The 12,012-nt window shown below is 66.9% G+C and carries 12 protein-coding genes and 1 tRNA gene; 5 read left to right on the top strand and 8 right to left on the bottom strand.

Going from position 1 to position 12,012, the window contains the following annotated elements; translation table 11 throughout:
- Positions 1-13 precede the first annotated feature (13 nt).
- The gene (locus tag C9412_RS17810) at positions 14-400 is read right to left on the bottom strand and encodes a hypothetical protein (protein WP_107232841.1); all 387 of its coding nucleotides are present in this window, start codon (positions 398-400) and stop codon (positions 14-16) included.
- Positions 401-703: 303 nt separating this feature from the next.
- On the opposite strand from C9412_RS17810, the gene C9412_RS17805 reads away from it, so the two are divergent.
- Complete coding sequence (locus C9412_RS17805) at positions 704-1,375, top strand: VOC family protein (protein WP_107232840.1); 672 nt, start codon at positions 704-706, stop codon at positions 1,373-1,375.
- A gap of 1 nt (position 1,376) precedes the next feature.
- Here the strand turns inward: C9412_RS17805 and C9412_RS17800 are convergent, their stop codons facing one another.
- The 3 genes from C9412_RS17800 to C9412_RS17790 form a co-directional block, all read right to left on the bottom strand.
- Positions 1,377-2,783 carry a TPM domain-containing protein gene (locus tag C9412_RS17800; protein WP_258190345.1) on the bottom strand — a complete coding sequence of 469 codons (1,407 nt, stop codon included), beginning with the start codon at positions 2,781-2,783 and terminating at the stop codon, positions 1,377-1,379.
- Positions 2,780-4,615: a M3 family metallopeptidase gene (locus C9412_RS17795; protein ID WP_107232838.1), complete on the bottom strand. Its 1,836-nt coding sequence runs from the start codon at positions 4,613-4,615 to the stop codon at positions 2,780-2,782. Before C9412_RS17795 ends, C9412_RS17800 begins: the two co-directional genes overlap by 4 nt.
- 73 nt (positions 4,616-4,688) lie before the next feature.
- The gene (locus C9412_RS17790) at positions 4,689-5,201 is read right to left on the bottom strand and encodes a hypothetical protein (RefSeq protein ID WP_107232837.1); all 513 of its coding nucleotides are present in this window, start codon (positions 5,199-5,201) and stop codon (positions 4,689-4,691) included.
- A gap of 81 nt (positions 5,202-5,282) precedes the next feature.
- Here C9412_RS17790 and C9412_RS17785 point away from each other — a divergent pair, with 81 nt between their 5' ends.
- Positions 5,283-5,909 (top strand): YiiX/YebB-like N1pC/P60 family cysteine hydrolase, encoded by a 627-nt coding sequence (locus tag C9412_RS17785; RefSeq protein ID WP_107232836.1) that lies wholly within the window; start codon positions 5,283-5,285, stop codon positions 5,907-5,909.
- 54 nt (positions 5,910-5,963) lie between these two features.
- Here the strand turns inward: C9412_RS17785 and C9412_RS20960 are convergent, their stop codons facing one another.
- The 3 genes from C9412_RS20960 to ubiA form a co-directional block, all read right to left on the bottom strand.
- Positions 5,964-6,125 carry a hypothetical protein gene (locus C9412_RS20960; RefSeq protein WP_010482135.1) on the bottom strand — a complete coding sequence of 54 codons (162 nt, stop codon included), beginning with the start codon at positions 6,123-6,125 and terminating at the stop codon, positions 5,964-5,966.
- 240 nt (positions 6,126-6,365) lie between these two features.
- A complete protein-coding gene (locus tag C9412_RS17780; protein ID WP_107232835.1) occupies positions 6,366-7,790 on the bottom strand; it encodes a TIGR00366 family protein in 1,425 nt (474 codons plus the stop codon).
- A gap of 207 nt (positions 7,791-7,997) precedes the next feature.
- Positions 7,998-8,891 (bottom strand): 4-hydroxybenzoate octaprenyltransferase, encoded by an 894-nt coding sequence (gene ubiA / locus C9412_RS17775; protein WP_107232834.1) that lies wholly within the window; start codon positions 8,889-8,891, stop codon positions 7,998-8,000.
- A gap of 150 nt (positions 8,892-9,041) precedes the next feature.
- Here ubiA and C9412_RS17770 point away from each other — a divergent pair.
- The 3 genes from C9412_RS17770 to C9412_RS17760 all read left to right on the top strand — a co-directional run bounded on the left by C9412_RS17770 (position 9,042) and on the right by C9412_RS17760 (position 10,370).
- A tRNA-Arg gene (locus C9412_RS17770) sits at positions 9,042-9,118 on the top strand.
- Between the two features lie 137 nt (positions 9,119-9,255).
- Entirely contained in the window at positions 9,256-9,960 is a 705-nt protein-coding gene (locus C9412_RS17765) for a DUF433 domain-containing protein (protein ID WP_181358765.1), read from the top strand.
- On the top strand, positions 9,957-10,370 hold the full coding sequence (locus tag C9412_RS17760) for a DUF5615 family PIN-like protein (RefSeq protein ID WP_107232832.1): 414 nt from the start codon (positions 9,957-9,959) through the stop codon (positions 10,368-10,370). The genes C9412_RS17765 and C9412_RS17760 overlap by 4 nt, the downstream gene beginning before the upstream one ends.
- Before the next feature lie 281 nt (positions 10,371-10,651).
- Here C9412_RS17760 and C9412_RS17755 read toward each other — a convergent pair whose 3' ends face one another.
- On the bottom strand, positions 10,652-12,007 hold the full coding sequence (locus C9412_RS17755; RefSeq protein WP_107232923.1) for a Gfo/Idh/MocA family oxidoreductase: 1,356 nt from the start codon (positions 12,005-12,007) through the stop codon (positions 10,652-10,654).
- Positions 12,008-12,012 lie beyond the last annotated feature (5 nt).

Raw genomic sequence — 12,012 nt, 5'->3', positions numbered from 1 at the left:
CGCGGCGTTGGGGCTAGCCCGTGCCCTTGCCGCCGAAGCCAAGTCGGGCCGGCCGTGCCGTTTGCAGTGGAAAGAACAGCATGCCAATGGACACCATCTGGAACGGCGTGAACAGGAACCAGATGTTGTCGGTGCCGACCGCCAGGATGTTGAAGTCCAGATCGCCGATCCACTCCAACCGCCTCAGCACTGTCACCAGTCCTCCAACGGTCGGAACCGGCAGCACACCGTGACCGGCCAGCATCAACGTCGGTGTCAGCAGCCCGGCCAGGAGCGCGAAGCCGGCGCGGTACACCCAGGCATTGCCCTTCCAGTACGGCGCGCAGCGCCACATCAGCAGCAGCAATGCCAGCGTCAACAGCCAGGCCAACAGACACTGGTCAAGCACCATGTCCATCATCGGCCCGGCTCCACTGGCCTGGCATCCCACGTCGTCGATCGCATGCCCCTTACCTCCCCGCATCATCCATGATGCGGGAATTGTTGCCGGTATGCAGGCACGCGGAAAGCCCCGGCAGCGCAAGAACTGCTAAACCCCGCGCCTGCCAATCCGCTGCTGTGCCCGGGCGGCGTGGAAATCTGGCTGCCAGTGGAATGATCCTCGACCGCGGCGCCCACGTTAACGAATCGTTGCGCCTGCGGTGACGCCTGCACAATCCCGCCAGGTCTACACTCGGCGCATGCGCTCCATGGAGGACTGATCATGCGCCTGCTGCACCTTACCCTGCCGGTCTCCGATGTCGATGCCGTCGCCGCATACTTCCACGATGTGCTGCAACAGCGCGTGGTCGGCCACCATGTGCATATCGGCTGGAGCACGATCGAACTGCAACCGGCCGAGGGGCGACCGCTCGGCGGCGTGCACCTGGCCTTCAATGTGCCCGACAACCGCTTCGGCGACGCGATGACCTGGTTGCGCGAGCGCACGCCATTGCAGCGCAATCCTGCCGGGCTGGACTACTTCGCGCTGGAAAGCAGCTGGCAGTCGCAGTCGGTGTATTTCACCGGCCCCGACGGCCTGATCCTGGAACTGATCGGTCGCCGCCGCCTGCCGGCCAGTGCGCGCGCTGGCGCTTTCCACGGCAGCGAGCTGACCTGCCTGAGCGAAGTCGGTCTACCCAGCCATGATGTCGATGCGGTGCGTGAGCAGTCCCACCAGCACTTCGGCCTGCAGCCGATCAGCCCACCTTCGCAGCAGTTCGCGCCCATGGGCGACGACGAGGGCCTGCTGATCGTGGTGGCGGCCGATCGCCGCTGGTTCCCGGAACAGAAAGACCTGCCCAATGCACAGGGCCTGCAGCTCCAGCTCGGCGATGTGGCCGGCCCGGGTGTTGTGGAAGACCTTGCGCTGGGCTGGCGGGTACAGGCGGCCTGAACTACCAGCTGCCCGACGCGCCTCCGCCACCGCTGCGGCCGCCGCCCCCGGACCAGCCGCTGGAACTGCTTGAGGATGCGCTGGACGATGTGCTGCTGGAGGCGCTGCGTTGGCCAGCGGATGAGCCGCGGCCACCGCGCGCCCTGTCAGCCGGCAGCAGGGTGAAGATCCACATGAAGTACAGCAGCAGCGTGCCCGCACTCCAGCCGATTGTTGCCGCAAGGCGCGCAACCGGATCGGCCCGATCAATGGCCAGCAGTGCGCAGAGTGCGTAGCCAGCGCTCAGCAGCAGCAACACCGCGAACCGCAGCGCGAAGCTGCGGCGATTCTTGTGCCAGCGCGCGCGGCCGGCCTGTACGAGGAAAAACACCAGCATCGCGGCAATGCCCACGGCCAGGTCCAGCAGCGTGTGCAGGGCCAGGCTGGGCGGCAACTGGCCCCGCAGCAGCATCACCACGAAGAAGCCCGCATTGACCGCAAGCAGGCCCAGCAACACCACGCGCAGCGCGCGGCTGCGGCGCCAGCACCAGCCGAGCAGGCTCGCCGCCGGTACGCACAGCGCCAGCACGAAGCACAGGGCCGCCAGCGCAGCCCGGGGCGCCCACAGCGCCGCCGCCAGTATCCCCATGGCCACGACGGCGGTCACCAGCATCGGGCGGCCCCAGGCTGGCAACCGCTTCGCTCGCGCCTGCGGCGGGGTGGCCGCACGCGATGTTCCGCGCCGGCGCTGGTGATGCCTGCGTGCGAAGTCGTCCGCTGTCTTTGCCGCCGGTCGTGTGGACGGCGAACGCCACAGACCGGCGAGGAAGCCGGCCAGCAGCGTCAGTGCAACCACCGAATCGGCGCTGCGCCAGTCCGGCGGGAGCACGTTGCGTGCCGACGGGTCTTCCCATTCCGGCAGCGCCTCGCCGTCGATCAGCGCGACCAGCACCTTGGTTCCTTCCAGGAGGCCCTGGTCGAGGTCGCCTTCGCGGAAGCGCGGCACGATCGCCTTGTCGATGATGCGCGCAGCGTAGGCATCGGGAATCGCGCCTTCCAGGCCGTAGCCGGTCTGGATGCGCACGCGGCGGTCCTGCACGGCCACCAGCAGCAACACGCCATCATCGACACCGTCGCGGCCCAGCTGCCACTGCTCGAACACGCGCTGTGCATACGCTTCGATGCCCTCCTCGCCAACGTGGTCGACCACCAGCACCTGCAGCTGCGCGCCGGTGCGCGCCTGCAGCTGCAGCGCCTGTGTGCGCAGCGTGTTGCGGGTGTCGGCCGACAACGCGTGGGCGCTGTCCACCACCGGATCATCCAGCGCAGGCACCGCAACGGCGGCCATCACCCCCAGCGGCAACAGGCACAGCAGCAGCCACAGCCATGCCGTGGCCCGGGTCCGCTTCATCGCGCGCGGCCCGCTCATGCCCGCTGTCCCTGCTCGATCCGCGCATGCAGTGCCCGCAGCTGTGCGGCCAACTGGTTGAACACCTGCAGATCGGCCTCCACCAGGGCCGGCCAATCCGGTGCCTGCCCCAGCAGTTGGGCCACCTGTTCGTTCGGCGCGCGATCAAAGCCTTCGCCCAGCACGGCCAGATAGCGCTGGCGGAAGCCCTCCGGGTCGCGCTGATCCTGCACATAGAACTGCACCGCCAGCAGACCCGCATACAGGTAATTGACCAGATAGTTCGGGTCGTCGTACATCAGGCGCTTGCTGATCCAGCTGCTGCGCAGCGGCGGGTAGCGCTCCGGCTGCTGGCCAAAGCGCGCCAGCACCTGCCCGGCGAGGACATCGAGATCATCGGCAGTGCCCAGCGACTGATCGGCCACGCCCCGGTAGATCGACTGCTCCAGCTGCGCTTCCTCCGACGAGGTGAACAGCTGCAGCACCATGTCGTCCAGCAGTGACTTCAGGTAGTAGGCCCTGGCCCTCGGGTCCTGCGCCTGCTGGTACAACCGGTCGCGGAAGCGCAGCTCGTTGTAGATGGCGAACGCCTCGGTCAGCCACGGGCTGCCGTTGCGCTGCAGCGGCGATGCATGGCCACGCTGCATCCACTCACCGTGCAGGGCGTGGCCGGCTTCGTGGGCGATCTCGACGTCGCTTCCCAGGTCGCCACTGCGCACGCCGACGAACAGCATCGACGGCGCGCCGGGGGCATTGATCGAGAACGCATCCGCACTGCGGTCGCCACGCTCGGTGGCCAGGTCCATGCGGTGGTTGGCCGGATCAAGCAGCGCACGCAGTTCGGCGACGTACGCCGGCCCGAGACCCTGCATCGCGTCTGCGGCGTTGTCGCGCAGCTGCGCCAGTGTCAGCACCGGCGGCGCGTATCCGGCGTCGGGCACCGCGGTATCCCAGATCTGTGGTGCATCGATGCCGGACTGTGCCGCGTGGCGCAGCAGCATGTCCTGGTAGGCGCGGCGATCCCCGGCATGCTGTTCGATCGCCAGCAACGTGGCGTCCACCGTCGCTGCATCCAGGCCCATGTGCTGATAGCCCCGCGCCGGCGCCGAACCCTCCCCCTGCAGTCGCGCGGTCGCATCATTCACCTGCACCAGGCCCAGCAGCACCGAGGCCATCGGCTCGCGGCGCGACTGCAGGCCCTGCCAGTAGCCCTTCCAGCCAGCCTCGCGCAGCGCGCGGTCACGATGCAGTGCCAGTACCTGCCTGTCGCGCCCGGTATCCCAATGCTGCCCGTCGTGTTCGATCTGCGGGTACTCGGCCGTGCGCAGGATCTGCCCACGCAGGCGCGCGAAGCTGTCCAGCGCAGGATCGGCCAAGGCATCCACGGCCTGCTCCAGCGCGGGGTTGGCCGGGGCGGCGGCTTCCTTCAGCGCGCGCGCGCGAAGGAAGCCATAGGGCCGCGCCCAGGCAGCATCCGCAGGTACCTCGCGCAGCGCGGCGCGGCCGGTACGGGCGATGCGGCTGCACAGCCCCATCACCTCGTCCAGCGCCTGTGCCGGGCGATGATCGCGCGCATTGCGGGCGGCCTGCAGGTGCAGGTAGCTGTGATGGCGCAGGCACTGCGCTTGCATCGCCTCGGCCTGCTGGAAGCGCTGCGCCGGCGCGATGCCGGCCGCGTGCTGCAGAGTCTCCAGCCGCTTGCCCAGTGCCTCACGGGCGGTCTGTTCAGCCGTGGCGCTGGCGAAGTAGGCGCGGTCGTCGGCGCGCAACGACTGCGCGCCCAGACCAGTGAAAGGCGCCATCGCCAGCAGCACGGCAATGGCGGTGGTGGTGCGCATCCTGCGAGCGTGCATCGGCCTCTCCCTGCCTGGACCAGGCGTCGAGCCTAGCAGCCAGCCGCCTTCCCCGCCTGTGCCGGGCCAGGCGTCAGATCGCCTCATCCTCACGCTTGACCAGTGTCCAGCACGGCGCCTGCGCAAAGGTATAGGTCTGCTGGTCGCTGCTGTCCGGCGTTCGGATCTGTACCTGGCGCTGTCCATCGGCCAGCGTGCTGACCTGCAGTTCGCGCCCCTGCCCGGCCAATGCAGCCGGATCGGGCATTACCGGCCATTCGACGTCGGACAGCGCCAGACGGCTTTCCACCTTGCGCGGTTCGGGCTCGGCCTCGGGGTCGATGTAACTATCAAGCAGTGGATCGGCGGTGGCTTTTTCCTGCAGCGCGATCTCGCTGCCGAAGTGCGCCAGGAAGGCGTCGAACTCCGGGTACGGGCAGTCCGCGCTCGCGCGCGCCGGTGCGGGCTGCACCACGGCCGCCGTGGTCGCCGGCGCCGGTGCGGCGGGCGCGGCTTCGGCGGGAAGCGCCTGCGGTGCAGGTGTACAGGCGGCCGCACCCAGCCCTGCGACAAGCACCAGTACAACGGATGCGCGATAGCGACGCATGGGATCATCCTGAATCCGGTTCGGTCGCCCCATGCTACCGCGCGCCCTACACTTGCAGCATTCCGCCTGTCCGAGACTCCCATGCATCGCGTCCTGCTCCTGATCGGCCTGCTGCTGCCCGCGCTGTGGCCGGCCGTGGCGATGGCCGTCGACCTCCACGAAGGCGACCTGCTGTTCGTCACTGCCGGCCACAGCGGCCTCAGCGCGGCCATCGACGATGCCACCGGCACGCAGGGCAGCACCAGCTTCGACCACGTGGCCCTGCTGGCCGCCACGGCGAAAGGCTGGGAAGTGCTGCATGCCGACGAGAAGGGATCGCGCCGGCAACCGCTGTCCGTGTTCCGCCAGGAGGCGCAGGCCAAGCAGCGGCAGATTGTGGTCTATCGCCTGCGGGCACCGGAGCGGAACGCGATCAAGGACGCGGTGGCCACCGCACGCACGATGCTGGGCAAGCCGTACAACACCTCGTATGTGTTGAACGAGGACAGCTACTACTGCTCGGACTTCATCGAGCGCGCGTTCCGTGCGCACCACGTGTTCGCGTTGCAGCCGATGAACTTCCGCAATGCGCAGACCGGCCAGATCGCCCAGCACTGGATCGACCTGTACCGCGGCATGGGCATGGACGTGCCGCAGGACCAGCCCGGCACCAACCCCAACGATATGTCGGCCGCGCCGGTACTGCAGCGCGTCGGCGTGCTGGAATAAGCGAAGCCCCGCACAGGGCGGGGCTTCAGCGGTCACACTGCGCGTGCGGCGCGGTCATTCTTCTTCGTCGTGGCCGCCCTGCTGCTGGTTCTGGTTGCGCTTCTGCTGTTCCTGCTGCTGTTGCTGCTGCTGGTCGCGGCCACGGCCCTGCTGCTGATCCTGCTGGTTCTGCTGGCCCTGCTGCTTCTGGTTCGGGTTCTGGTTCTGCTGTGCCATGTCCGATCTCCAAAGCCACGCGCGGAATGCGGTGGACGTGGCCATCGTCTGCAGCGGTTGGTTAATCACGCGTGGGTGCGCGGCTACATCCATGTGTACGGCCGTGAATGAACACGCGCGGACCCTTGCGGCACAAGCCACTGAAGGATTCATGCGGGTTCGGCATGTGCTCATGCCCGGGTCAGCCGGGCACCCATTCATGGCCCATGCGGGCGGAAACACGCGCTGAACGGATCGGCTTCAGGGCATCACCGGCGGCACATAGGTCAGGGTCATGCCCAGCAACCACAGCAGGCCCAGCACCAGCGGGATATGCACCAGCAGCTGGATGAAGGTGAAGCCCACGATGTCGCGTGCCTTCAGGCCCAGCACGCCCAGCAGCGGCAGCATCCAGAACGGATTGATCAGGTTCGGCAGCGCTTCGGCGGCGTTGTAGACCTGCACCGCCCAGCCCAGGTGCGCCTTCAGTTCGTTGGCGGCCTGCATCACGTACGGTGCCTCGATGATCCACTTGCCGCCACCGGACGGCACGAAGAAGCCCAGCACCGCCGAGTAGACGCCCATCACCAGCGCGAAGGTATCGGTGCTGGCCACGTGCACGAACAGGCTCGACAGCCGGTGCGCCAGCGTCTGCCCGTCACCGCCGGCGGCATGGGTGAGGATCATCGCGATGCCACCGTACAGCGGGAACTGGATCAGCACGCCGGTGGTGCTCGGCACCGCCTTGGCCACCGCGTTGAGGAAGCTGCGCGGGCGCCAGTGCAGCAGCAGACCCAGCGAAATGAACAGGAAGTTGTAGGTGTTGAGGTTGGCGATGGCGGTGACCAGCGGCTTGTTGGCGAACTCGTTGAACAGCCAACCGAAGGCGAGGAACGAGAGCAGCACGGTCAGCAGCGGGCTGTACTCCAGCCATTCGCCAGGACGGGTGCGCTGCTGCAACGGTTCCGGCTCGGCCTGTGCGGCGCCGGGGAAATCCTCGGCGGTACGCGCACTACCGGCAGCCGGCGCGGTGAGCCAGGCAATCAGCAGCGAGACCAGGATCAATGCCGCGGTCAGTGCGATCGACTGCCACAGGAAGATGGTTTCGGTGAACGGCAACACGCCGGTGATCTCGACCAGCCCCGGCGGCATGCTGGCCGGGTTGGCCTGCAGCTGCGCGGCCGACGAACTCAGCCCCATCGCCCACACCGCGCCCAGCCCCAGATAGGCCGAAGCACCGGCGGCGCGGTAATCCATGCGCAGTTCGCTGCGGCGGGCCAGCGCGCGCACCAGCAGGCCGCCGAACACCAGCGAGAAGCCCCAGCTGAGCAGCGAGGCCAGCATGCTGATCAGGCCGACGTAGACCACCGCGCCACGACCGGTACGCGGCACCCGGGCCAGGAAGTCGATGAAGCGCGCGACCACCGGCGCGGTGGCTACCGCGTAGCCGCCGATGACCACAAAGGCCATCTGCATGGTGAACGGAATCAGGCTCCAGAAGCCGTCACCGAAGGCGCTGGCGGTGGCCTGCGGGGTCGAGCCGAAGCCCAGCGCAGCCAGCGCCACGATGACCACGCCCAGCACCGCGAACACGTAGGCGTCGGGAAACCACTTTTCCGCCCAGGCGGCCGAGCGCAACGCTGCGCGCGCCATCCAGCCGTCCTGTACTGCTGCCGTCGAGGCCATCACCTACCCTCCCAGGTTAGATGACCGGATTCTGGGCGGTGGGCCGCGGGCTGTCAGTCGCCTATTGGTCGTAGAGTCGAGCTTGCTCGACTGTTCTGGCTTGGACGCGAAGAGCAGTCGAGCAAGCTCGACTCTACAACGGCCGGTGCCGGGCACCATCGGCGCAATCCCACACCGGTAGCGCCGGGCCATGCCCGGCGGGGGCCATCAGCGCAGCGCCAGGTCCACGGCGATGCCGGCAAACAGCGCGGCGCCGACCCAGTTGTTGTGCAGGAACGCCTTGAAGCACGGGCCGCGCTCGCGCTTGCGGCAGATCCAGAACTCGTACACCACCAGCGCGGTGGCCACCGCCACGCCCGCCAGGTAGTAGCCGCCCAGCCCGCCGCGCACGCCAACCAGGGCCATGGTGGCCAGAAACAGCGCGTACAGCACGCCCTGGATCACCAGGTCCAGGTCGCCAAACAGGATCGCGGTGGAGTGCGAGCCCATCTTCAGGTCGTCCTCGCGATCGACCATGGCGTACCAGGTGTCGTAGGCGGTGGACCACAGGATGTTGCCGGCATACAGCAGCCAGCCCAGCATCGGCACTTCACCCTGCACGGCGGCGAACGCCATCGGGATGCCCCAGCCGAACGACATGCCCAGGTAGACCTGCGGCAGATGGGTGTAGCGCTTCAGGTAGGGGTAGCTGGCGGCCAGGAACACGCCGATGAAGCTCAGGCCGATGGTCAGCCCGTTCATGGTCAGCACCAGCCCGAACGCCACCAGCATCAGCACCGCGAACAGGGCCAGCGCGGCGCGGCCACTGATCGCACCGGTCGCCAGCGGGCGCGCCTTGGTGCGTTCCACGTGCGGGTCGAGCCAGCGATCGGCGTAATCGTTGATGACGCAACCGGCCGAGCGGGTCAGCCACACACCAGCGGTGAACACGAACAGGGTCCACAGCGGCGGCAGGCCACCGGCGGCCAGCCACAACGCCCACCAGGTGGGCCACAGCAGCAGCAGCGTGCCGATCGGGCGATCGGCGCGCATCAGACTCCAGTAATGCCGCCAGCGCGGCGTCGCCGGCGATTGCGGCGAAGTGAGGGGGGTATCAGCCATGCCGATAGGATACTCCTGGCCCTCCGGCAGGGCTTTGCATGACGGGGGGAGATTTGTTCGGCGAAACTGGATAGAATGCCCGTCCCGCACCGCCTCATGGCGCTGCGATGCCCGCCCCGGCACTGACCGGTGGTGCGGCGGTTCTACAACGCGCCCGTAGCTCAGCCGGATAGAGTAGTGGCTTCCGAAGCCATTGGTCGGGGGTTCGAATCCCTCCGGGCGCGCCATCTTCTTGTCGGCTATGGCCTGCCAATCACCGGGCAGATTGGCCCGCGCTTGTCTCCCGTCTCAGTTCATGCGTCCAGCAGGGCCCAGAATGTCAGTTTGTACTCCTGCTCCATTCGGATTGAGTAGACTCGCTTCCATGGGTATCGCCTTGCCAGCACAGGAAAGCCTCGGCGTCGGTCTCTATTCCTACGTCGATGCCGCGCGCTTCATTGGCGGCAGCTCGTCAGAGCTGCGCCGGTGGCTGAAGGGCTACCAGGGCCGGAAGCACGGGAATCCGGAAGCCCACCCTCCCCTGTGGAAGTCGCAATGGGCCGATTCAGAGATCGACGGCATTGGCTTCCGCGATCTGATCGAGCTGCGCTTCGTCCGCACGTTCGTCGCCTGTGGCGTGCCACTCAACCTGGTGCGGCGAACCATTGTCGAGCTGAACGAGCGGCTCGGTAAGGATTACCCCTTCACCAGCACCAGCTTCAAGACCGACGGGCGCCGCATTTTCATGGAGCTCGTTGGCGACAGCGGCGATGCCGCATTGGTGGATGTGGTGAAGCGGCAGGACGTAATGCGTAGGGTCATTGCCCCCTCACTGCGCGACGGCATTGAGCTGGGCATCGATGATCGTGCCGAGCGATGGTTCCCACTGAAGGGCTCCCGCGCGGTGGTGTTTGATCCCCAGCGCAGTTTTGGTCAGCCCATCCTTTCCGAATCGGGCGTTCCAACCATAGCCATTGTCGAGGCGCTGCGTGCCGAAGGTGGCGACGAGCGTCGCGTGGCACGACTGTATGACCTGCCTCTGACTGCAGTGAAGAAAGCACTGCAGTTCGAGAATCGAGCCACGCCTTGAAGGCGCAGATCGATGAGAATCTTCCGCCCGCGCTGGCCCGGGCCATCGACGCCATTGCGGGAACGGACGAACACGAAGTCTTCCACGTAAGGGAGTTCGTGAAAGCCGGCACGACCGACCTGGAGATCTTCGACGCGGCTACCCAGCGCGGAATTCGCGTACACGTTACCCAGGATCATCATCATCGCAAGCCTGCAGAGCGCGAGGCTATCGCACGCCTCGGCCTGACCGTGTTCGTGCTGGCCAAGGGATGGAGCACGTTCAACCACTACGAGCGCGCAGCGCGGCTTCTGGAGTGGTGGCCGAAGATGATGCAGCAGGCCGAACTCGTGCAACCTGGTGCAATGTTCCGCGTTCCGCATGCCAGGGCGTCCGGAGGGCGACTGACGCAGATCAAGGTGTCAAGGTAACCGTCCGCAGCGTCAATCCTTGTCATCCCTGAAACCAGGCTGTGCACGCAGCATTGGCTCGGTCTAGATCATGAACATGTGGAACAGGTGTTTATGGTCCGCGGCCAGCTTCCCTGCAACATCTGCCATGGCGTGGTCTGAGGCTCCGCCGGTGGTGGGAGCCCGAGTTTAGTGCGACAAGCGGGAAAGACAGCCGAGCGTGGGCTCGGCTCTACGGATGCCAATGCACCAATGCAGACAGCGACGCCGGGCATGGCCCGGCGTTGCCGTTGGTGTGCAGATCAGTATTTACCGTCGAACGCGAAGATCGGCTTGCGCTGCTTCCACGCACCGGCGGTGAAGTCCGGGAACTCCAGCGTCTGGAAGCTGTTGGCGATCGACTGCTCGCTCAACGGGGTGATCGCGCTCCAGGTCACCGCGTCGTAGATGTCGATCGGCATCGGCGCCTTGGCCTTCAGCGCTTCCACAAACGCGTGGATGACGAACCAGTCCATGCCACCGTGGCCGGCACTGGCGGCGGTATCGGCATTCTGCTTCCACAGCGGGTGCTCGTATTCGTCCTGGTACTTCTTGAACTCTTCCCACTGGTGCGGCGGGCTGCGACCTTCAATGTGGATCGAGTGGTTCACGTCCATCCACAGGCCCTTGGTGCCCTGCACGCGGAAGCCCATCGAATACGGGCGCGGCAACGAGGTGTCGTGCTGCAGCAGGATGGTTTCGCCGTTCTCGCAGGCCAGCGTGGTGGTGACGATGTCGCCCAGCTTGAACTTGACCTGGGTGCTGGGGTGGGTGGTACCGCCACTCTTGGCCACGGTGTAGTCGTGCAGGCCGCGCGCCTTGGTCGCGAAGGCATTGATGTGGGTGAAGCGGTTGCCACGGTTGATGCCGGTGTACATCGCGCACGGGCCGATGCCGTGGCTGGGGTACAGCTCGCCGTTGCGCTGCACCGAATGCTCGGTGCGCCAGCGCGCTTCGCTCCAGCCCTTGGGGCCGAACTCCACGCCGCTGTCGTAGGGCTGGTTCGGGTCGCCGGAGTTGAACTTCACCCCACGCAGGTCGTGCTGGTAGCCGGCCTGCAGGTGTACCAGTTCGCCGAACAGGCCCTGGCGCACCATCTGCAGCGCCGCCATCACGTCGCGGCGATAGCAGACGTTTTCCAGCAGCATGTACGGGGTGCCGGTGCTCAGCTGCGTCTTCAGCACGTCCCAGTGGTCCTGCAGGGTGATGCCGGCCACCACTTCGCAGCCTACAGCCACCCCGGCCTGCATCGCGGCAATCGCCATCGGCGCGTGGTATTCCCACGGCGTGGCGATGATCACGCCATCGATGCCCTTCTGTTCCAGCAGGCGCTTCCAGGCGTTGGGGTCACGGTCCTGGCCGTAGGTCTTCGGCGCCGGCTTGCCGGCCTTGGCCACCATCTCCATGGCGCGGCCGAGCATGATCGGCTCGATATCGCACAGCGCGACAACGTCCACGTCGTCGCGGCGCACCAGTTCCTTCAGCAGCACCAGGCCGCGCATGCCGGTACCGATCATGGCCAGGCGCACCTTGCGCCCGCGTGCCCATGCCGGGGTCTGCGGCAGCAGGCTGCTGGCGGCGACAGCGGCGCTGGCCGCGATGAATTCCCTACGCTTCATGGCAA

It is taken from the genome of Stenotrophomonas sp. Nf1, from assembly GCF_003028475.1.
Lineage (GTDB): Bacteria > Pseudomonadota > Gammaproteobacteria > Xanthomonadales > Xanthomonadaceae > Stenotrophomonas.
Note: the sequence above shows the minus strand (reverse complement) of the source record. Positions and strands in the feature narration are given on the sequence as shown.